This window comes from Verticiella sediminum, from assembly GCF_007558815.1.
In the GTDB taxonomy this organism is placed as follows: domain Bacteria; phylum Pseudomonadota; class Gammaproteobacteria; order Burkholderiales; family Burkholderiaceae_B; genus Verticiella; species Verticiella sediminum.
In genome coordinates, this window is record NZ_VLTJ01000007.1 from 146,648 (window position 1) to 166,577 (window position 19,930).

Annotated in this window: 16 protein-coding genes; 6 read left to right on the forward strand and 10 right to left on the reverse strand. The window is 69.9% G+C overall.

What is annotated here, in order from left to right; genetic code table 11:
• The first annotated feature begins 24 nt into the window (after nucleotides 1-24).
• Nucleotides 25-969 (forward strand): LysR family transcriptional regulator, encoded by a 945-nt coding sequence (locus tag FOZ76_RS04030; RefSeq protein WP_143946848.1) that lies wholly within the window; start codon nucleotides 25-27, stop codon nucleotides 967-969.
• 59 nt (nucleotides 970-1,028) lie between these two features.
• Here the strand turns inward: FOZ76_RS04030 and FOZ76_RS04035 are convergent, their stop codons facing one another.
• The gene (locus FOZ76_RS04035) at nucleotides 1,029-1,961 is read right to left on the reverse strand and encodes an SDR family oxidoreductase (RefSeq protein WP_143947058.1); all 933 of its coding nucleotides are present in this window, start codon (nucleotides 1,959-1,961) and stop codon (nucleotides 1,029-1,031) included.
• Between the two features lie 102 nt (nucleotides 1,962-2,063).
• Here FOZ76_RS04035 and FOZ76_RS04040 point away from each other — a divergent pair, with 102 nt between their 5' ends.
• Complete coding sequence (locus FOZ76_RS04040) at nucleotides 2,064-2,522, forward strand: MerR family transcriptional regulator (protein WP_143946849.1); 459 nt, start codon at nucleotides 2,064-2,066, stop codon at nucleotides 2,520-2,522.
• 35 nt (nucleotides 2,523-2,557) lie between these two features.
• On the opposite strand, the gene FOZ76_RS04045 is transcribed toward FOZ76_RS04040, so the two are convergent.
• A complete protein-coding gene (locus tag FOZ76_RS04045; protein ID WP_143946850.1) occupies nucleotides 2,558-3,553 on the reverse strand; it encodes a Bug family tripartite tricarboxylate transporter substrate binding protein in 996 nt (331 codons plus the stop codon).
• A gap of 323 nt (nucleotides 3,554-3,876) precedes the next feature.
• On the opposite strand from FOZ76_RS04045, the gene paeA reads away from it, so the two are divergent.
• On the forward strand, nucleotides 3,877-5,232 hold the full coding sequence (gene paeA, locus FOZ76_RS04050) for a polyamine export protein PaeA (RefSeq protein WP_143946851.1): 1,356 nt from the start codon (nucleotides 3,877-3,879) through the stop codon (nucleotides 5,230-5,232).
• Nucleotides 5,233-5,281: 49 nt separating this feature from the next.
• On the opposite strand, the gene FOZ76_RS04055 is transcribed toward paeA, so the two are convergent.
• The 4 genes from FOZ76_RS04055 to FOZ76_RS04070 form a co-directional block, all read right to left on the reverse strand.
• Nucleotides 5,282-6,880 (reverse strand): gamma-glutamyltransferase family protein, encoded by a 1,599-nt coding sequence (locus FOZ76_RS04055; protein WP_143946852.1) that lies wholly within the window; start codon nucleotides 6,878-6,880, stop codon nucleotides 5,282-5,284.
• A 106-nt stretch (nucleotides 6,881-6,986) separates the two neighbouring features.
• A complete protein-coding gene (locus tag FOZ76_RS04060; RefSeq protein WP_143946853.1) occupies nucleotides 6,987-8,189 on the reverse strand; it encodes an acetate/propionate family kinase in 1,203 nt (400 codons plus the stop codon).
• A 16-nt stretch (nucleotides 8,190-8,205) separates the two neighbouring features.
• A complete protein-coding gene (locus tag FOZ76_RS04065; protein WP_246129280.1) occupies nucleotides 8,206-9,615 on the reverse strand; it encodes a bifunctional enoyl-CoA hydratase/phosphate acetyltransferase in 1,410 nt (469 codons plus the stop codon).
• Nucleotides 9,612-10,040, reverse strand: a complete 429-nt coding sequence (locus FOZ76_RS04070; protein WP_170235286.1) for a phasin family protein — start codon at nucleotides 10,038-10,040, stop codon at nucleotides 9,612-9,614. The genes FOZ76_RS04065 and FOZ76_RS04070 overlap by 4 nt, the downstream gene beginning before the upstream one ends.
• A 315-nt stretch (nucleotides 10,041-10,355) precedes the next feature.
• Between FOZ76_RS04070 and FOZ76_RS04075 the strand changes: the two genes are divergently transcribed.
• The 3 genes from FOZ76_RS04075 (at nucleotide 10,356) to FOZ76_RS04085 (ending at nucleotide 14,142) form a co-directional block, all read left to right on the forward strand.
• Entirely contained in the window at nucleotides 10,356-10,952 is a 597-nt protein-coding gene (locus FOZ76_RS04075; protein ID WP_143946856.1) for a PadR family transcriptional regulator, read from the forward strand.
• Nucleotides 10,949-11,761 (forward strand): siderophore-interacting protein, encoded by an 813-nt coding sequence (locus FOZ76_RS04080; RefSeq protein ID WP_143946857.1) that lies wholly within the window; start codon nucleotides 10,949-10,951, stop codon nucleotides 11,759-11,761. The genes FOZ76_RS04075 and FOZ76_RS04080 overlap by 4 nt, the downstream gene beginning before the upstream one ends.
• Nucleotides 11,762-11,856: 95 nt before the next feature.
• Nucleotides 11,857-14,142 carry a helicase C-terminal domain-containing protein gene (locus FOZ76_RS04085; protein WP_143946858.1) on the forward strand — a complete coding sequence of 762 codons (2,286 nt, stop codon included), beginning with the start codon at nucleotides 11,857-11,859 and terminating at the stop codon, nucleotides 14,140-14,142.
• Nucleotides 14,143-14,281: 139 nt separating this feature from the next.
• Here FOZ76_RS04085 and FOZ76_RS28135 read toward each other — a convergent pair whose 3' ends face one another.
• From FOZ76_RS28135 to FOZ76_RS04105, 4 genes are all read right to left on the reverse strand, one after another.
• Complete coding sequence (locus tag FOZ76_RS28135; protein ID WP_281282930.1) at nucleotides 14,282-16,405, reverse strand: methyl-accepting chemotaxis protein; 2,124 nt, start codon at nucleotides 16,403-16,405, stop codon at nucleotides 14,282-14,284.
• A 116-nt stretch (nucleotides 16,406-16,521) separates the two neighbouring features.
• Nucleotides 16,522-18,264, reverse strand: a complete 1,743-nt coding sequence (locus FOZ76_RS04095) for an MBL fold metallo-hydrolase (protein ID WP_342781860.1) — start codon at nucleotides 18,262-18,264, stop codon at nucleotides 16,522-16,524.
• Nucleotides 18,261-19,070 carry an enoyl-CoA hydratase gene (locus tag FOZ76_RS04100; protein WP_143946859.1) on the reverse strand — a complete coding sequence of 270 codons (810 nt, stop codon included), beginning with the start codon at nucleotides 19,068-19,070 and terminating at the stop codon, nucleotides 18,261-18,263. Before FOZ76_RS04100 ends, FOZ76_RS04095 begins: the two co-directional genes overlap by 4 nt.
• Nucleotides 19,071-19,134: 64 nt before the next feature.
• Nucleotides 19,135-19,908: an SDR family NAD(P)-dependent oxidoreductase gene (locus FOZ76_RS04105; RefSeq protein WP_143946860.1), complete on the reverse strand. Its 774-nt coding sequence runs from the start codon at nucleotides 19,906-19,908 to the stop codon at nucleotides 19,135-19,137.
• Nucleotides 19,909-19,930 lie beyond the last annotated feature (22 nt).

The following is a 19,930-nucleotide window of genomic DNA, read 5'->3' on the forward strand; positions in this document are numbered from 1 at the left end:
TGAATGGTTCCAGCACCCGCATCCATGAACTACCGCAACGCCGATCTCAACCTGCTGAAGGTGTTCGAAGCCCTGATGATCGAGGGCAATGTCACTCGCACCGCGCACAAGCTCTCGCTGACCCAGCCCACGGTCAGCAACGCGCTGAAGCGGCTGCGCGAGACCTACGACGACCCGCTGTTCGTGCGCAGCGGCGCAGGCGTGCGCCCGACCCGGCGCGCCTTGGAGTTGTGGTCGCCGCTATCGCGCTCCCTGCGCACCATCCGAGGCACGCTCGAGGGGGAGAGCTTCGACGCGTTGCACAGCGACGCACGCGTGACGATTTCGATGACCGACTACGTGGCATGCATCGCCGGTCCCCGGCTGCTGGAGCGTCTGGGCAAGCTCGCGCCGGGGATGCGATTGCATGCCCTTCCCGGGACGGTGGTGGACTTCGGACAGTCGTTGGACAACAACAGAGCGGATTTCGCCATCGGAGCCTACAACGACGACGTGGAAAGGCCGGGCTTCATGCGATCACGCCGGCTGTGGACGGTGGAGTTTCCCTGCTTCATGCGCAGCGGACACCCCCTTGCGAAGCTGGACAGGATTCCGCTGAAGCGATTTCTGAATGCACGTCATCTGGACGTGAGCCTCGCGGGCCATGCGGGCGCCATCTACGACCGGGTACTGCAAAGCCGTGGCTTGCAACGCAACCTGGTCGCGACGGTGAGTCACTACTCGGCGGCCTACGAGGCCGTGCGCCGATCCGACCTGATCGCGGTGCTGCCCTGGTCCGAGGGCCTCGAGACGGTGCGCACGACAGGCCTCAAGCGCGTTGCGCCGCCGGTTGCGGCGCCTGCGCGCACCGTCGAACTGGTCTGGCATGAACGGTACGAGACCTCGGCACTGCACCAGTGGTTCATTGCGCTGGTCATCGAGATGCTGGCGCGAGATCCACTTTCTCCCATCGCCCGCGCTCGTCGATAGGGCCCGCGTCGCGGCACGACCCGGCCTTCATCCCCGTGGCGCGCCGCGCACTGCTCCGCTTAGCTGGCGACGATGCCCCGGCGAATCAGTTCGAGTCCGCGCCGGTAGGTGGTCAGCTCGAAGTCCGGAAACCGCCGCTTGAACTTCGTGGAATCAAAGAGGTTGTCGTGCTCGTACCGGGGCAGCAGTTCCCTGATCTCGCGCACTTGCCTGGAGAAGAGGCCGGCGGCTGACAAGGTCCATTTGCCGATGACGCCATAAGAGGCCTCTCTTCCAAAGGCCTCGCTGGCCATGGCGACGAACTCCTTGTACGTCGGCCGGTCGTCGCAGCACGGCAGGTGCCAGGTCTGCCCGAACGCGTCAGGCGTGTTGCCCAGGACCGCCAGTGCGTGGCTCGCGTCGGGCGTCCAGATGAGCGTTCGCCGTGTGTCGTCGCGCACCGGCACGCGCGGCTTCTTGCCATCCTTGAGCCTGTCGATGACCAGTGCATTCGTGAAGCTCTGGGTCTTGCCCGGGCCGTAGAACTCGGGCGCGCGGCCGATGAGGACCGGAATATCGCCGCGCGCCATCTCTTCGAGCACCATCGACGCCATTGCCGCGCGCACCTTGCCCTTGCGGCCGACCGGCGCGAACGGCATCTCCTCCGTCTGGAGCCGGTCGTCCTGCGGATACATATACGTGTTGTCGAAATAGGCGAAGCTGGCGCCCTCCGCCCGGCATGCGTTCAGGGCGTTCCCGAGCATCACAGGAAACTGCTTTTCCCACAGCTCGGTATCCGGCGGCAGACCGGCCGTGAAGTAGACGACGCGGCTGCCCCTGACCGCATAAAGGGTCTGCCTCGCATCGAGCAGGTCGGCGGACACCAGGCAGTCGGTCTCGTTGACCTTGCGCGGGTTGCGGCTCACCAGCCTCACCTCGCTCGTGTAGCTGCGTCGCAGCTCGCGCGCCAGTTCCGTGGCGATCTGACCATTCGCTCCCAAGACCGTCTGCATTCCGTTCGCCTTCATGACGTTGCACCTCGCATATGCGCCGAGAGATTAACCTTGAAGTCAGGTTCAATGTCAAACTGTGCATCTCATCGGAGCATCGTGAACATGAAAATCGGAGAACTCGCGCAGCGCACGGGTCTGGCACCGTCCCGCATCCGTTTCTATGAACGCATCGGCCTGCTCAAGGCGGTCGAGCGCCAAGCCAACGGCTACCGTAGCTACCCCGACGATGCGGCTTTGACACTCAGACTGATCACTGCCGGGCAGCGCCTGGGCTTCAGCCTGGACGAGCTGCGCGTGCTGCTGCCCAGCGATCTCGCGCAATGGGAGCATGGCACCCTGGTCGACACGCTGCGCCGGAAGGTGTTCGACATCGAGGCCCTGCAGGCACAACTCGCGCAAAGCAGGGCGCACCTGCTCGAACTGGTGGCGCAGATCGAGGCCAAGCCGCAGGACATGACCTGCGCCGCCAACGCCCGGCGTGTGCTCTCGGAGCTGCCGCTGACAGCGGCAGGCGGTGCGGGCGCCCCGGCTTCGGCGACGAAGGCCGGTCGCCACCGCTAGCCCCCCGCCCGTCGACAGCTACCGGGTGGCCGCGGTCAATCCAGCCGCGCCCCCGACACCTGCACCAGCGCCTGCCACACCGGCAGATCCTGCTGATAGTTGGCGGCGAACTGCTCGGGCGTATTGCCCAGCGCGGTGAAGCCCATGGTGGCAAAGCGCTCGCGTACTTCGTCGACCGCCAGCACCGCGGCGACTTCCTGCGAAACGCGCTGCACGATCTCGGGCGGGGTCTTGGCCGGTGCGGCCAGACCGACCCAGCCGACGATGCTGTAGGCGTCGTCCTGCAGCCCTTGTTCATACAAGGTGGGCGTGTCCGGCAGCACCGCCATGCGCGTCCTGCCGGTGGTGCCGATGATCTTGAGGCGGCCGGTGTCGGCGTGGGGCTTGACGCCCATGGCGCTGGCGAACGCCATCGGCACCAGCCCGCCCAGCATGTCCTGCAGCATGGCGGCCTCGCCCTTGTACGGCACGTGCGACATGTCGGCCTTGGTGACTTCGCTCATGTAGGCGCCGCCCAGGTGGGCGTACGAGCCCACGCCCCAGGAGCCGTACGAGAGCTTGCCCTGGTTCTGGCGGATGTACGCGATCAGCTCCGGCCCGGTGTTCACCGGCACCGAGGGATGCACGGCGAGCACGACCGGCGCGGTCGCGATCTGGCTCACCATGACCAGGTCCTTCTGCGGGTCGTAGGGCATCTTCTCGAACAGGAACTGGTTGATGAGCAGCGACGTGCTCAGCGAGAAGACGAAGGTATAGCCATCCGGATCGGCGTTGGCGCCCGCTGCGGTGCCCATCAGGCCCGCGGCGCCGCCGCGGTTCTCGATGATGATGGGCTGCCCCAGGCGCCCGGAGAGCTTCTCGGCGACGATGCGCGCCGAGATGTCGGTGCCGCCGCCCGGATTGAAGGGCACGATGAAGCGGATCGGTCGCTCGGGATAGTTGCTGGCGTGGGCCAGCGGCCATGCGGCGAAAGCCGCGGCGGCAGCACCGAGGGCAAGAACACGGCGACGGGTGCTGTCGTACTTGAACATGGGCAGGTCTCCTGAATATCGTGATGTCGATGCATGGCGCACCGACAGCCCATGATAGGAAGTGCGCGCCCGAGTGCGCAGCAGCCGAAGCCGTGCGATGTTCCGCTGTGCAGGACGGTTTTCGCTAAGTGTTTCGTTCTGCGAAAACGTGCCCACGTTGGCCGCGGCTCCTGGCGAAAGAAGACGAAAAAGCGGCAGGCCGCGAGGTGAACGAGGCCGGCCCCCGGGCGCCTCCCGTAAAATGACCATCCCGTCATCCTCCACACGGAAAGCGACGTCAACCGCCGCAACCGGCCCGGTCGGCGCGCCTTGCCGTGCCCTCCATGACCCTAGGCCAAAGTCTGTTCCTGCTCGCCCTGCTCGTCGCCGCGGGCGCCTTCTTTTCCATTGCCGAAATCGCCATGGCGGCCTCGCGCAGGCTGCGCCTGCGCCAGCTCGCCGAACAGGGCGATGGCCGGGCCGAACGGGTCATGCGGGTACAGGAGCAGCCGGGCCACTACTTCACGGTGATCCAGATCGGCGTGAACGCACTCGGGGTACTGGGCGGGATCGTCGGCGAGGGCCTGCTGAGCCCCTATTTCACGCCCTTCTTTGCGCTCTGGATGAGCGAGGCGGCAGCGGGCACCGCGGGCTTTCTGGCGGCCTTCCTGCTGGTGACCAGCCTGTTCATCCTGGGCTCGGACCTGGCGCCCAAGCGTGTGAGCATGGCGGTGCCGGAGAAAGTCGCAGTGCGCATCATCGGCCCCATGCTGTTCCTGATGACGGTGCTCAAACCGGTGGTGTGGCTGTACGCAAAGCTCACCGATCTGCTGATGGCGCTGTTCAAGCTGCCGCAGCAGCGCGACGAGACGATCACTTCCGACGACATCCTGGCGCTTACCGAGGCGGGCGCGCTTTCCGGGGCGCTCGAGCGCCGGGAGCAGCAGGTCATCGAGAACGTCTTCGAACTGGACACCCGCACGGTACCCAGCTCGATGACCGCGCGCGAGCACATCGCCTATTTCCTGATCGACGACCCGGACGAAGTCATCCGCGCGCGCATCGCCAAGGAGCCCTACGCCGCCTATCCGGTGTGCGAGAAGGACATCGACCACGTCATCGGCTACGTGGAGGCGCGCGACCTGTTTCAGCGCGTGCTCAACGGCAGACCGATCCACCTGCGCGACAACGACCTGGTGCGCAAGGCCCTGGTCCTGCCCGATCGGCTGACGCTGGCCGAGGTACTGGACCAGTTCCGCCTGGTGGGGCAGGACTTCGCCATCATCGTCAACGAATACAGTCTGGTGGTCGGCCTCATCACGCTGAACGATGTGATGAGCACGGTCATGGGCGGCCTGGTGCACGACCGGGACGACGACATGATCGTGCGCCGGGACGAGAACTCCTGGCTCATCGATGGGATCACGCCGATCCAGGATGTGCAGCGCGTGCTCGAGATCGACACACTGCTGCACGAAGACGAATACGAGACGCTGGCCGGCTTTCTCATGGTGATGCTGCGCCGCGTGCCCAGGCGCACGGATTCCGTGACCTGGGGCGGCTACAAGTTCGAGGTCATGGACGTGGACAGCTATCGCATCGACCAGGTGCTGGTGACGCGCTTCACGCCGCCCGCGGAAGGCGAGGCCGCCGAAGCGGGCCGACCGCCGGCCGCACCGGCCGACGCCCGCCAGGCCTGAACCGCCGCCGGCGCGTCGCCCGGTGTCAGGAGGCGAACAGCGCCGGGTCTCAGCAGCCCAGCGCGCAGCCGTCCTTGCGATGATCCGAGGCGCCCAGCAGGACGCCCTGCTCCCAGTCGATCCAGATGGATTGCGCGCCGCCGATCGCCGCGGCGGGACGCGCCAGCTTGAAGCCCCGGCGCTCGAGCTCGGCGCACGCCGCGGCCGGTACGGTGTGCTCCAGCTCGACATCCCCCTGCCCTGGACGCGGGAACACGCGCGGCATGGCGTTGGCGCTCTGCATGTCCATGCCGTAGTCCACCACTTTGGAGACGAAGTGCGCGTGCCCCATCGCCTGGTAGTGTCCGCCCATGACGCCGAAGCTCATGACGGCGCGGCCATCGCGGCTCAGCATGCCCGGGATGATGGTGTGCAGCGGACGCTTGCGGGGCGCGATGGCGTTGGCGTGCCCTGGCGCCAGCGAAAAGCACTGGGCCCGGTTGTGCAGCATCACGCCCGTGCGCGCGGTCATGATGCCCGCGCCGAACGGGGTGAAGATCGAGTTGATGAAGCTCGCGCAATTGCGCTCCTTGTCGACCACGCAGATGTAGACCGTGTCTTTGTGCTCGAGCGGCGCGTAGTGCGGCACCTTCGGCATCGCGCGGGCCAGGTCGATCTGCCCGACGAGCGTGTCGACCCGTTGCTCCGAGAGCAGCCAGTCCAGATCGACCGGGCCATGGCGCGGATCGGCCAGCCAGGCGTCGCGTATGCCATACGCCAGGCGGCAGGCCTCGATCTCGATGTGCAGGCGATCGGCGCCCAGCGGCTCGCCGTCGGCCTCGAAGCGCTCCAGAATTTTCAGGATCAGCAGCGCGACGGCGCCCTGCCCCGGCGGCGGGCACTCGTGCACCTCGTAGCCGCGAAACCCCGTTTTCACCGGGGCCACGTATTCGCCCGCGTAGTCGGCGAAATCCTCCAGCGTATGCAGCCCGCCCAGACCGCGCAGCGTGCCGACGATGTCCTCGGCCACGCGGCCCCGATAGAAACCGTCGCGGCCGTGGGCGGCGATGTGGCGCAGGGTCTCGGCCAGGCGCGGCTGGCGATGCACCGAGCCGGCGCTGGGCGCGTTGCCCTCGGCGTCCAGCATCAGTTCGCGGGCGCCCGCGTTGTTGCGCAGCAGCGCGGCCTGCGCCGCCCAGTCGAAGGCGCAGCGCGGCGCTACGGCGTAGCCCTCGTCGGCCAGGCGGATGGCCGGAGCGAGCAGCTCGGCCAGCGCGAGGCTGCCGTGATCGCCGGCCAGCCGCGCCCAGGCGTCGACCGCGCCGGGCACGGTGACGGCGTGTGGCGATTGGCGTTCGATGTGGGTGACGCCGAGTTCGCGCAGTGCGGCGAGGCTCGCCCCGGCGGGCGCCCAGCCGCCGCCGTCGTAGGCGACGAGCCGGCCAGTGTCGCCCTTGGGCGCGTACAGCGCGAAGCAGTCGCCGCCCACGCCGGTGGAGCCGGGCTCGAGCACGCACTGCACGGCGCAGGCCGCGATGGCGGCGTCCATGGCATTGCCGCCGCGCTCGAGCACCTGGATCGCGGCCAGAGTGGCGGCCGGCTGCGAGGTGGCGGCCATGCCGTTGCGGGCCATGACGAGCGAGCGGCCGGGTTGTTCGAAGTCACGCATGTATTGTCTCCGTGTCGGATTGCGGTTGCCCGGGCGGGAAGGCTGCACGGGCCATCGTGCAAGCATAGTGGCAACCGCTGTCCGGCGCGGCCACGGGCGCCGGCGCTCAGGCCGACAGCATCGCCACGGCCTGGCTGGCCGCGACCCATTCCTCGTTGGTGGGTTCGACCAGCACGCTGACCGTGCTGTCGGGCGCGCTGATGCGCGCTGCCTGCGCCGCATTCGCCGCGCCGTCCAGTCGCACGCCCAGAAAGGCCAGGCCTTCGCACACGCGCTGGCGGATCGGCGCGGCATGCTCGCCGACCCCGGCGGTGAAGACCAGGCCGTCCAGCCCGCCCAGGGCCGCGGCGAGGCTGCCGATCTCGCGCACAATGCGCCGCACGTAGAGAGCGAGCGCTTCGCGCACGTGCTCGCCTTGCTCGCCGGTTTCGGCCTCCAGAGAGAGAAGCTGGCTCACGTCGGCTGACACCCCGGACATGCCCAGCAGGCCGGACTCGTGATACAGCACGTGCGCGACGTCTTCCAGGCTGAGCTTCTCGATCTCCATGAGATAAAGCACCGCACCCGGGTCCAGCGAGCCGCAGCGCGTGCCCATCATGAGACCGTCCAGCGCGGAGAAGCCCATGGTCGTCGCCACGCTGCGCAAGCCCTGCAGCGCGCACAGGCTGGCGCCGCTGCCCAGGTGCGCGCAGACGATGCGCCCGTGCGCCGCGTCGCCCAGGCGTTCGGGCAGCACGGTCGCGAGATACTGGTAAGACAGGCCGTGAAAGCCGTAGCGCCGCAGCCCGCGATCGTAGGCCGCGCGGTCGAGCGGCAGCATCTGCTCCACCCGCGGCAGGGTGTGGTGAAAGCCGGTGTCGAAGCAAGCCACCTGCGGCAGATCGGGCCGCGCGCTCAACAGCACCTCGATGGCTTCCAGCGCGAAGGGCTGGTGCAGCGGCGCCAGCGGAATGTAGGACCTGAGATCGGCGAGCACGCCCGATTCGACGCGCACCGGCTCGAAGTAGCGGCTCCCGCCATGCACCACCCGGTGCGCCACCGCCGCCAGGCCGCGGCCCTCGAGCCTGTCCAGCACGCGTTCGCGGATGCAGGCTAGCGCATCGTGCCGCTCGCTGCCCGCCGCGCCCGGGGCCAGCGCGCGCGGCTCGCACCCGCTTTCCTCGAACACGGGCGCGGCCCCGCCGATGCCCTTGACCTGGCCCTTCCAGGCCGGCTCGCGCGGCACCGCGCCCTGCGCGGGCGCGAACACAGCGAACTTGATGCTCGACGAACCGCAGTTCAGCACCAGGATGGCATCGTCCGTGGGCATGTCGCCTCCAAAGTCGTCAAGCCGCGGGCGCCTGCGCGGCCTGGGCCAGCAGCACGGCAAGCGCGCACGACGCCAATCGCGATGCGGCGGGATCGGCGCGGCTGGTGAGCATGATCGGTATGCGGGCACCGAGCACGACGCCCGCGCTCGCGGCGCCGCCCAGGTATTCGAGCTGCTTGGCCAGCATGTTGCCGCTTTCCAGGTCGGGTACGACCAGAATGTCGGCCTGGCCAGCGACCTCGGACACGATGCCCTTGACGCGCGCCGCCGCCGCGGACACGGCATTGTCGAAGGCGAGCGGGCCGTCGAGCACCGCGCCGGTGATCTGGCCGCGGTCGGCCATTTTGCACAGGGCCGCGGCGTCGAGCGTGGCCGGCATGGCGGGGTTGACCGTCTCGACCGCGGCGAGAATGGCCACCCGCGGCCGCGCCACGCCGATCGCCTGGGCCAGGGTGATGGCATTGCGCACGATATCGGCCTTCTCGTGCAGGCCGGGCGCAATGTTGATGGCGGCGTCGGTGATGATGAACGGACGCGGATAGGCCGGCGTGTGCATGAGAAAACAGTGGCTTACCCGCCGCTCGGTGCGCAGGCCCGCAGTCGTCGCCAGGATGGCGGCCATCAGCTCGTCGGTGTGCAGGCTGCCCTTCATGATCGCCCCCACCCTGCCCTGGCCCGCGAGCTCGGCCGCCCGTGCGGCCGCCGCATGGCTGTGCGGAACGTCGTCGAGCGCCATGTCGTCCAGGGACAGCCCGGCCTCGCGCGCCACCTGGCCGATGCGTGCGGCCGGCCCCACCAGCACCGGATCGATCAACCCCGCCTGCCGGGCCTGGAAGGCGGCGGACAGGCTCAAGGCGTCGCAGGGATGGACCACCGCGGTGCGCACCGGCGCGTAGCGGCGCGCCCGCGCGAGCAGATCCTGCAGGCCGGCGCTGCCCGGCGCATCCAGCGCCGGCAGATCGGCCCGCGCCAGCTCGACCGGCTGCCCGGGCGGCCGCACACGGGCTTCGCCGCGCAGCACCGCCTGGCCATGCTGGTTGGTGGCCGTGCACGACAGGCGCACCGTCCGGCTGGCCGCATCCCGGCCGAGCACGGCCACGCGCACGGTCAACGTATCCCCGACCGCCAGCGGGCCGAGAAAATCCAGTGCCTGGGCTTCGTAGACGGTGCCCGGGCCCGGCAGCCGCGTGCCAAGCAGCGCGGCAACGAGCGCCGCGGCCCACATGCCGTGTGCCAGGGCCGCATAGTGGCCGGCGTCCGGCGTGTTCCCGGCCGGCTGCGTCTGGCCGGCGATCGCCACAAAGAGCTGGATGTCCGCGGGCGTGAGCGTGCGCCGCAGCTCGGCGCTCTCGCCCACGGCCAGCTCGTCGAAGACCTTGCCCCGAAACACCTCGGCGGACAGACCGGCCGGCAGGCCTGTTTTCACGAGTCGACCTTGCGCGAGGCCGTGCGCGACGCGCGCGGCGGCGGGGCCTCGGCCACAGAGCCGTCCACCACGGCCGCGCCGACGACGGCCGACACCTGCCGCTGCCATTCGCCCACGGCGCGCCCGACGGCGGCCGCGAAGGCGGTCTGGTTGGCCATCGACATCTCCATCAGGGTCTGCACGTCGGCGCACGCCCTGTCCCACTGCTGGCAAGCGCCGGTCGCGGCCACCGCGGCAAAGGCGGATGGGTCCGGCGCGTGGGCGAGCGCGTCCGCTTCGCGCGCCGGCTCCGACAGCGAGCCGCTCAGCATGCGCTGCGTGAGCTGCAGCCAATCCTCTCCGTTTTGCCGGCAGGCGTCGACGAGCTCGCGTGTCAGGTCGATATTGGCCTGATAGAGCGCGACCGGGGGCAGGGACGATTTCATGGGCATGACTCCTGTTCAGGATGGGGCTATGGGCCAGTGCGCGCGGGCGCCACCCGCCGGCACACCGGCTCCAACAGGGAGGGAGTGCCGGGTGTCGGGACAGTTCCCGCCACGGCTGGTATATCTCTTTCGCGTTGCAACATTATCGTGCCCCCCATCCGGTGGGCGGTTGATCCAGATCAGCGTGCGGGCTCACCGGCCCGGCCCGCAGGCCCCTTTGCAGCGTCGACGATATTATCGTACGATATATGGAATAATTCTTATTTACCAGTTCATGCATCCGTCTTCCGATTTCGCACTCCGGTACAGCGCGCCATGACCGTCTTCAGCGACCAGTCCCTGGTCCGGGGTCGCAAGTTCCCCGCCCAGGACGTGCAGCTCATGCTGCTCACCCTGCTTGCGCAAGGCTCGACCCACGGCTATGCCCTCACCCGCCAGCTCGCCACCCTGAGCCATGGCTTCTACCATCCCAGCCCAGGCGTCATGTACCCGGCGCTGGCCGCCATGCACCGGCTGGGCTGGGTGGACGTGGATGCGGGCCAGGGCCGCAAGAATTACCGCATCACCGACGCCGGCCGCGCCCATCTCGCCGCCGAGCGCGAGCGCGCCGAGCTGCTCTTCGCCCAGCTCGAGCATGCTTCGCGCAAGATGGCCTGGCTCAAGCACGAGGCGCGCGGCGAGCCGTTCGACATCGGCGCCGACGGCGAAGACCTGGCTTCTGGCTTTCTACCCGATTACGTCCTCGCGCGCCAGACACTGCGCCGGGCCCTGCTGCGCCACGCCCAGGCCACGCCGGCGCAACAACGCAAGATCGCCGCCATCCTGCGCCGCGCCAGCGCCGAGCTGGCGCGCATTCCCGCTGTCAGTCCGGCTCCCGCCGTTCTCAACGACCCCCTGCAAGAATCCCCATGACGCTACCCACCACCGAACGCCGCGTGCAGCGCGTGCGCCATCCCCTGAAATTCCGCCTGGTGCGCGTGCTCCGCGTGAACGACATCGCGCCGCGCATCCGGCGCATCACCTTTACCGGCGACGATCTGGCCGATTTCGTCTCGGCTTCGTTCGACGATCACGTCAAGCTGTTCTTCCCGCTGCCTGGCCAGAGCCGGCCCGCGCTGCCGACCGCCACGCCGGATGGCATCGTCTTTGCCGACGATGTCCCGCGCCCGCCGGCCCGCGACTACACCCCGCAGCGGGTGGACACCCGGGCACGCGAACTCGACATCGATTTCGTGCTGCACGGCGAAGGGCCGGCCACGACCTGGGCCGCCCAGGCCGAGGTCGGCCAGTACCTGGGCGTGGGCGGGCCGCGCGGCTCCTTCATCATTCCCGCGGACTATCCCTGGCATCTGCTGATCGGCGACGAAACGGCGCTGCCGGCGATCGGGCGCCGCCTGCGCGAGCTGCCTGCCGAAACCCGGGCCATCGCGGTCGTCGCGATCGACGACGTGCACGACGAGATCGCGCTCGATTCGCCGGCCCGCACGGCCGTGCACTGGGTGCATCGGCAGGGCTCGCAGGCGCGCTCGCTCGACGACGCGATCGCCGCGCTGAGCCTGCCGCCGGGCGCGGGCTATGTCTGGATCGCCGCCGAAGCGGCGCAGGCCAAGGCACTGCGCGCCCTGGTGGTCGAGCGCTTCGGCGTCGACAAGGCCAACCTGCGCGCCTCGGCCTACTGGAAGCAGGGCGCAAGCAACGTGCACGAGACCCTCGAGGGCTGAGCGCCCGGCGGGCGTACGGGCGGCTCGCGTCGCGTCCATGGTTGCAGCGCTCGTCGGGCGCTCGGCATACAATCTGGATATCCATCCAGTACGCCATGCCTGCCCTGCCCGCGTCCCCTCTTCCCGATCCGCCCCATTGCGTCGGCGTGCGCACGCTCTGCGAGTTCGTGCGCACGGGCGACATCGATCTGCGCTTCGCCATGTCGCCCTCGGCCCAGCAGGGCCTGGCCGGGCACGCGACCGTGGCCGCCCGGCGCAGCGCCGGCTACGAACGCGAGGTCTTCCTGCAGGGTGAGCATGCCGGTGTGCGTGTGCGCGGACGCGCGGACGGCTACGATGCCCCCGCCAACGCCCTGGAGGAAATCAAGACGCACCGCGGCGATCTTGCGCGCATGCCCTCCAGCCAGCGCGCAGTGCACTGGGCGCAGGCGCGCATCTACGGCTGGCTGCTGTGCCAGGCGCGCGGCCTGGCCCGCATCGAACTGCGCCTGGTGTATTTCGACCTGGGCAGCGAGACCGAGACGGTACTCAGCGAAAGCCACGACGCCCAGGCGCTGCGCGCCGGCTTCGAGCAAGCCTGTGCGGCGTACGCTGACTGGGCGCGGGCCGAGGCCGGCCACCGGCGCCGCCGGGACGCGGGCCTGGCCCAACTGCGCTTTCCGCACGCGCAGTTTCGCGGCGAGCAGCGGCGCATGGCCATCGCCGCCTTCCGCACCGCGCGCGACGGCGGCTGCCTGTCGATCGAGGCGCCCACCGGCACGGGCAAGACGCTGGGCACGCTGTTTCCCGTGCTGCGCGCCATGCCCGAGGCGGGCCTGGACAAGGTGTTCTACCTGACCGCGCGCACCACCGGCCGCGCCCTGGCGCTGGATGCGCTCGCCGCCCTCGCCGGGCCGGTCGCGGCGCCCATGGTCCGCGTGGTCGAGCTGGTCGCCCGCAGCAAGGCCTGCGTGCACCCCGGCGCCGCCTGCACCGGCGAACAATGCCCGCGCGCCAGAGGCTTCTACGACCGCCTGCCGGCGGCCCGCATCGAAGCGGCCCAGGCCGGTTGGCTGGACAAGGCCGCCAGCGAGCGCATCGCCGCGCGCCATGCCGTATGCCCGTATTTTCTCGCCCAGGCCATGGTGCCCTGGGCCGACGTGGTGATCGGCGACTATCACCATGCCTTCGATCCGGCAGCCTGGCTCGCTCCGCTCGCCGCCGCCGAGGGGTGGCGCTGCGCCGTGCTGGTGGACGAAGCGCACAACCTCGTCGAGCGCGTGCGCGACATGCACTCGGCGCATCTGGCGCGCGCCAGCCTGACCGCCGCGCGCCGGGCCCATCCGGCGCTGGGCGCCACCTGGCGCGGTCTTGCGCGCGCCTGGGGCAACCTGGCGCGCGAGGCTACGGGCACGTATCGCGTGCTCGACGAGCTGCCGGAGCGATTCGTCGATGCGCACCGGCGCGCGGCGAGCGCCCTCGCCGAGCATCTCGCCCGCAGCGACGCCGCCGCCGACCCGGCACTGCTCGACTACTACTTCGAACTGCTGCACTTTCTGCGCCTGGCCGAGCGCTACGGCACTCACTCGATCGTCGAGCTCGGCGCCCCGAACGGCGCCCGGGCCCTGCGGATCACGCTGCGCAACCTCGTGCCGGCGCCCTTTCTGGCGCCGCGCTGGGCTGCGCTGCACTGCTGCCTGCTGTTCTCGGGCACGTTCGGGCCGGCGCACTACTACGCCGACATGCTCGGCCTGCCGGCCCAGGCGCGCCGGCTGGAACTGGCGTCGCCCTTTCGCGCCGAGCAGCTCCAGGTACGGGTGCCGCATCGCCTGTCCACGCGCTATGGCGACCGTGCTGCGTCGGTACCCCCCATCGTCGGGGCCATCGCGCGGCAGTTCGCCGACAGGCCGGGCAACTACCTGGCCTTCTTCAGCAGCTACGCCTATCTGGATCAGGTCTGCACGCAGTTCACGCTCGCCCACCCGGAAATTCCCTGCTGGCGCCAGCCGCCCAGCCTGGACGAGGCCGGCCGCGACGCCTTTCTCGCCCGCTATACGCCCGAGGGCCAGGGCATCGGTTTCGCCGTGCTCGGCGGCGCATTCGGCGAAGGCATCGACCTGCCGGGCACGCGCCTGGTGGGCGCGTTCATCGCCACCCTCGGACTGCCGCAGGTCAACCCCAGCAACGAAGCGCTGCGTGCCCGACTGCACACCGCATTCGGCGATGGCTATGCCTACGCCTATCTGTATCCCGGGCTGCGCAAGGTGATACAGGCGGCCGGCCGGGTGATCCGCACCCCGGCCGATGCCGGAGTGATCCACCTGCTGGACGAGCGCTACCGGCAGCCCGGGGTGCGCGCCCTGCTGCCGGACTGGTGGCCCACGCCGCTGTCGAGCGATTGACCACGGGCCAAAGCGCAAGCCTCGCCGTTCACGGCGAGGTCTGGCGGGGCAAATCCATCCTGGCGCCGAAGGCGCCCCCATGGAGTGGCGAGGAAGCTCCCGCCTTCAGTCGGAAGCGACTCACGCCGAAAGACTGGGTTCAGAAGGTCGTCCAATCGTCGTCGGCCGCCTTCGCATAGGCGGGCGCCGCCCGGCGTCCCGCGCTCGGCGCGCCGAAGCCGGCTTGCGCGCTCGCCGCGGTGCCCAGCAGCGGGCGGACGGGCTGGGCGGGCGTCGGCTTGGCGGCCGCCTGCGCAGCCGGCGCCGCGGCCCGGGCCGCGGGCGCGCGACGAGCCCGGGCCGTCGCCGCCGCCGCACTTGCGGTCCTGGCCGGCGGCGAGGCGAGCGCAGCGGTTTCGTTCATCTGCAGCTTGAAGACAGCCACGGCCTGCGCCAGACGGGCGGCCTGGGCCTCGAGCGAGGCGGATGCCGCGGCGGCCTCCTCGACCAGGGCCGCGTTCTGCTGGGTGCTGTCGTCCATCTGGCCGATGGCGCGGTTGACCTGCTCGATGCCGCTCGCCTGCTCCTCGGAGGCGGCCGCGATCTCCTGCATGATCGTGGTGGCCTGCTCGACGGCGACCACGATGTCCTGCATGGTCTTGGCCGCGTCGCGCACCTCGCCGGTGCCGGCGGCGACCCGGCGCACCGATTCACCGATCAGATCGCGGATGTCCTTGGCCGCCGTGGCGCTGCGCTGGGCCAGCGCGCGCACCTCGCTGGCCACCACGGCGAAGCCCTTGCCCTGCTCCCCGGCGCGCGCGGCCTCGACCGCGGCGTTGAGCGCAAGAATGTTGGTCTGGAAGGCGATGCTTTCGATCACGCTGATGATCTCGGCGATCTCCCGCGAGCTGGACGAAATGCCGTCCATGGTGCCCACCAGGCGGCCGACGGATTCGCCGCCCTGCGTGGCCACCCCCGAAGCGTCGTGGGCGATCCGGCTCGCCCGGCGTGCGTTCTCGGCATTGCTCTTCACGGTGGAGGAAAGCTGCTCCATGCTGGCTGCCGTCTGCTCCAGCGCGGCGGCCTGCTGCCCGGAACGCGCGGACAGATCAGCATTGCCGGAGGCGATCTCGCGCGCGCCGCCGTTGATCTGCCCGACGCCCTCGCGCACCGATGCGACGGTCGTGGTCAGGAAACGCTTCATGGTGTCCATCGCCTGCATCAAATGGCCGATCTCGTCGTTGCGGCGCACCGGCACCGACACTGTGAGATCACCCCCGGCGATGCGGGTGGCCACAGCCACCGACTCGCGCAGGGGCCGGGTGATGCCGCGCGAAATGCCGAACGCGAACGCCAGGCCGACCAGCAGGGCCGCCATCGCCGAGCCGCCGATCAGGTAGAGCGCGCTCTCGCTGCTGGCCTGCATGCTCGCCAGCGCCTCGTCCATCAGCCCGTCGGCCGCGTCCACTAGCCCTTCGGCGATCTGGTTCATGCGGACGCTGGCAGCGCGCTCCTGCTGCACGGCGGGCAGGTACGCCGCGACCTGCGTCTGCACATTCGCCAGTTGCTTGACGATGGCCTCGGTGCGCACGCGATAGCTGTCCGGCAATTGCATGCCGATCGCCCCGGTGCGGCGCGCCAGCCCGTCCAGGGCGGACAACGCACTCTCTTGCGCTGGCTGGTCGCCCGCGATCAGCAGGCCCCGGATATCGTAGATGGCGTAGGCGAACTGGTATTCCAGTTCCGTGACGAGCAGCGCGAGCTCGGCAATCGCGGGGTCGTAGCTATGCGAATCCGGCGCGCTCGCCGCGGCCATGTCCGCCGAGAAGGACGCATAGGCCTCGCGCAGCTCGCGGATCGGCTCGTCCCAGCCCACGCGCGCCCGCATCTGCGCCTCGCGGCTTTGCACCATCTCGTCCCGGCGCGCCCGATAGTCGCGCATCATCGCGTCCAGGCCCGCCAACGCGCGCGCATTCTGCTCGTCCCAGGAGAGCCCGCGCGCCTGTTCGACCTGGCCCTGCAGGGTGGCGAGCAGCGCCTCGTTGCGCGCGATGCGCTGGCGATCGAAATCCACGCGATACGCCATCTGCTCCTGGGAGGCTGCCACCACGCCGTCCTTCAGGGCGCCGGCCACCTGCAGCCGGACATTCTCATGATGGACTTCCCGTGCCACATAGATGCCGGCCAGCGAGACCAGCAATGTGAACAACAGGACGACGCCGAAACCGAGGAACAGGCGAGTGGAGATGCGCGTGCCGCGCCGAGTACGGGAGTGGGTTGCCATGTTGCGTTGTGAGGACCGATACACGAAGGGCGACACCGCGCGCCGCCCTTGTGGGTTACACAAAGTAACCTAGGGTAATCCCCAGCAATCAGAACAGCATCCCTGCGAACACCCGGCTATTCGGACGATAGCGCCGCCCAGCGGCCGCCTTGCAGCGCGACCTTGCCGTCTGCCTGCAATTTGAGCAGGTGGGCGTGCAGCGAGCGCGCAGCCACTTTCTTGAGCGGCGGCACCACGTGCGAATACACCTTGGGCAGCAAGGCTTCTTCGTCGGCCGGCCCCTCGCGCTGCAGAAAACGCAGGATGAGCGCCTCGCGGCGCAGCCGGTGCTCGATCAGCCCGCCGACGACGGCGCGCGGCTCACCCATGACGTAGCCGTGCGCCGGAGCCAGGTAAGTGATCTCCTCGTCCAGCAGGGCCGTGAGCGAGTCCAGATACGCCTTCATGTCGCCGTCCGGCGGGCTGATCACGACGGTCGAGCCCTGCATGATGTGATCGCCCGTGAACAGGATGCGTTCGGCTTCATGCAGATAGCAGAGGTGGTTGCTGGCGTGCCCGGGGGTATGCAGCACGCGCAGCACGCCGGCCCGGGTCTCGATGCGCTCGCCGTGCACGGGCAGCCGGTCCGGCGCGAAGGTCTGGTCGTGGGTGGCCACGGGCGCGGGCAGGCCGAGCACGGTGGCGCCGGTGGCCGCCTTGATCGGCGCAGCGGCCGGTGAATGGTCGGAGTGCGTGTGCGTGACCAGGACCTGGGTGATCGGCCCCGGCGCGAGCGCGAGGATGGCCTGGATGTGCGCGTCGTCGAGTGGGCCCGGGTCGATCACCGTGATGCCCTCGGCGTCGCCGATGAAATAGGTGTTGGTGCCGGGGCCCGTCATGTAGCCCGGGTTGGCGGCGGTGAGGCGCCACAGGCCCGGGCGCATCGCGACCAGCCGGCCGGGCACGATCTCGCAACAGGCGCGGCCGTGGCCCTCGGGATCGAGCAGGCCGATCTCCACATAGGCCGCGTCCTGCGGGCCGACCACCCGGCGCTGCTGGTCGCGGCTGCTCGCGATGCGCGGCATGCACGGGGCGATGCTGCGCGTGCTGCACGCGTGGGCCATCAGCTCGGCCACACTGGCGAAGCCGGCCAGTTGCTGCAGCGTCTGGCGAGTGGCGTAGACCAGCGTGAACTTGCCTTCATCGCTCAGGGCCAGCGCATCGCTCGGCCGAATCCATACGCTGTCGACCGTCTCGGCTTCGTCGTGCGTCGCGACCTGGCCCGCCGGCGCGGCCGCCACGAAGAAGCGCGTGTCGTAGCGCCGCTTCATCCCCATCGGCGTGATCCAGTGGCTGAAGTAGGCCATGCGATCGAGCGCCAGCGTGAGGCCATGCTCGCGCAGCATCGCGGCAAAACCCTGGCGCCCCGCGTTGAGCTCGCCGCGCACGGCGGCGTAGCGGCTGGCGTCCTGGGCTGCCGAGAAATCGACCAGCTCCCCGCTGGCGTCGGTGGCCAGCAGCAGACCGGCTTCCTCGAAACACTCACGCACCGCCGCGGCCCAGAACGCGAGACCGCCCTGCGCGATGCCCAGGATGCGGCTGGCCGCGGCGTCGTCCAGCCCCGGGCTGAGCGCGGCGATCTGCGCGGAGCCGTCGTCGGCATCGACGCCGCCGCCCGGGAAGACGTTGGCGCCCGGGACGAAATCCGCCCCGCGCGTGCGCTGGAGCATGAAGACCTCGAGCCCCTGCTCGCCGTCGCGCGCGAGGATGACCAGCGCAGCGGGACGCAACTCGGCCGGCGCCATGCCGGGCGCCGTCATGCCGAGGAACAGGGGCGCGTCCTGCGTCTGGACGCCGGTGTTGGAAACCTGGCTGCTCACGTTGCCTCCCCGGCCTGGGCGCGGCCACGGTTGCGCACCGTATCCTGCCAGTTGCGCACGCCCGGCGCATCGTAGCGGCGCGCGGCGTCGCCGCGCTCGCGTTCCAGGGCCAGCGCCTCGCCGAACGGCAGCGCATAGCCGTCGTCGATCAGGCGCTTCATGGCGAGCAGCATGCCCGGATCGGCCTCGAGCATGTCGAGCGCGAGCCGGCGCGCCTGCGGCAGCAGCTCGTCGGCCGGCACCACCCGGTTGACGAGCCCCCAGGCTTCGGCCTGGGCGGCCGACAGGAAATTGCCGGACAGCGAGAGTTCCTTGGCGCGCATGACGCCGATCAGGCGACTGAGCTTCTGCGACAGCCCCCAGCCGGGCATGATGCCGACCCGTGCGTGCGTATCGGCAAAGCGCGCCTGTTCCGACGCGAGCAGGACGTCGCCCGCCAGGGCCAGTTCGAAGCCCCCGGTGATGGCCGCCCCGTTGACGGCACAGATGACAGGCCCCGGAAAACGGCCGATCGCAGCGACGGGGTCGAGCGGGCGCTCATGGCTGGCCGCGCTGCCGTCGGCGGCCGCGGCGGCGAGCTCCTTGAGATCCAGCCCGGCGCAGAAGCCGCGGCCGGCGCCGGTGAGGATCGCCACGCGGATCGATGCGTCGTCGGCGAGTTCCTCGAATGCCTCGGCCAGACGTTGGCGCAGAGCCCGCGACAGTGCGTTGAGCACGTCCGGGCGGTTCAGGGTGAGCACCGCGTAGCCCGCGGGGTCGCGCTCGATCAGCACGAGTTCGTGCGCGTCGTTGGTCGTCGTGGACATGATGTTTCTTCGGGTGGGAATAGGAGCACTGCGGGAGCACGGCGGACGATGCCGCGCGGCTCGGTCAGAAGAGCGCGTAGCCGCCGTCGATCACGAACGTGTCGCCAGTGTGATAGCGCGAGGCGTCGCTCATGAGGTAGACGGCGATGCCGCCGAAATCGTCGCCGGTGCCCCAGCGCCGCATCGGAATGCGCGGCATCACGGCGCCGCGGAACTTGTCGTCGGCGGTCTTGCGGGCGGTCATGTCGGTCTCGATCCAGCCCGGCAGCACGGCATGGGCGCGCACGCCGAAGCGGGCATGCTCGACGGCCAGGCCGCGCACCATCGAAATCAGTCCGCCCTTGGTGGCGGCGTAGTGCTCGTTGCGCGGCGCGCCTTCGATGGCCGCGAGCGAGGCCGTGCCCACCAGCACGCCGCCGCCCTCGCGCTGCGCCATGTGGCGCGCGGCCTCGCGAAAGGTGTAGAACACGCCGTCCAGGTTGACGCGCAGCACCCGATGCCATTCCTCGGAGCTCATGTCGCGGAACGAGCCGACGCCGCGGCCGCTCACACCCGCGTTGGCAAAGCAGCCGTCGACCCGGCCCAGGGTCTCGAGGGTGCGCGCAAAGGCCTGCTGCACCGCCGCCTCGTCGCCCACGTCGCACTCGAGCGCCAGCGCGCGCCGGCCCAGGCCCTCGATTTCGCGCGCGGCCGCGGCGTTCTTGCCTGCGTTGGTGCCCCAGATGGCGATGTCGGCGCCCGCTTGCGCGAGGGCCCGGGCGAAGCCCAGGCCGATGCCGCCGTTGCCGCCCGTGACCAGGGCCACTTTGCCAGTGAGATCGAAAGGTGTGTATGCCATGCTGTCTCCGTACCGCGACTTC

What these genes read in the sequence shown, in the direction of transcription:
- FOZ76_RS28135 (WP_281282930.1), bottom strand. Translation starts at nt 16,405, where the DNA reads ATGGCAACCCACTCCCGTACTCGGCGCGGCACGCGCATCTCCACTCGC.
- FOZ76_RS04045 (WP_143946850.1), bottom strand. Translation starts at nt 3,553, where the DNA reads ATGTTCAAGTACGACAGCACCCGTCGCCGTGTTCTTGCCCTCGGTGCT.
- FOZ76_RS04075 (WP_143946856.1), top strand. Translation starts at nt 10,356, where the DNA reads ATGACCGTCTTCAGCGACCAGTCCCTGGTCCGGGGTCGCAAGTTCCCC.
- FOZ76_RS04030 (WP_143946848.1), top strand. Translation starts at nt 25, where the DNA reads ATGAACTACCGCAACGCCGATCTCAACCTGCTGAAGGTGTTCGAAGCC.
- FOZ76_RS04105 (WP_143946860.1), bottom strand. Translation starts at nt 19,908, where the DNA reads ATGGCATACACACCTTTCGATCTCACTGGCAAAGTGGCCCTGGTCACG.
- FOZ76_RS04060 (WP_143946853.1), bottom strand. Translation starts at nt 8,189, where the DNA reads ATGCCCACGGACGATGCCATCCTGGTGCTGAACTGCGGTTCGTCGAGC.
- FOZ76_RS04070 (WP_170235286.1), bottom strand. Translation starts at nt 10,040, where the DNA reads ATGAAATCGTCCCTGCCCCCGGTCGCGCTCTATCAGGCCAATATCGAC.
- FOZ76_RS04100 (WP_143946859.1), bottom strand. Translation starts at nt 19,070, where the DNA reads ATGTCCACGACGACCAACGACGCGCACGAACTCGTGCTGATCGAGCGC.
- FOZ76_RS04035 (WP_143947058.1), bottom strand. Translation starts at nt 1,961, where the DNA reads ATGCAGACGGTCTTGGGAGCGAATGGTCAGATCGCCACGGAACTGGCG.
- FOZ76_RS04055 (WP_143946852.1), bottom strand. Translation starts at nt 6,880, where the DNA reads ATGCGTGACTTCGAACAACCCGGCCGCTCGCTCGTCATGGCCCGCAAC.
- FOZ76_RS04080 (WP_143946857.1), top strand. Translation starts at nt 10,949, where the DNA reads ATGACGCTACCCACCACCGAACGCCGCGTGCAGCGCGTGCGCCATCCC.
- paeA (WP_143946851.1), top strand. Translation starts at nt 3,877, where the DNA reads ATGACCCTAGGCCAAAGTCTGTTCCTGCTCGCCCTGCTCGTCGCCGCG.
- FOZ76_RS04040 (WP_143946849.1), top strand. Translation starts at nt 2,064, where the DNA reads ATGAAAATCGGAGAACTCGCGCAGCGCACGGGTCTGGCACCGTCCCGC.
- FOZ76_RS04085 (WP_143946858.1), top strand. Translation starts at nt 11,857, where the DNA reads ATGCCTGCCCTGCCCGCGTCCCCTCTTCCCGATCCGCCCCATTGCGTC.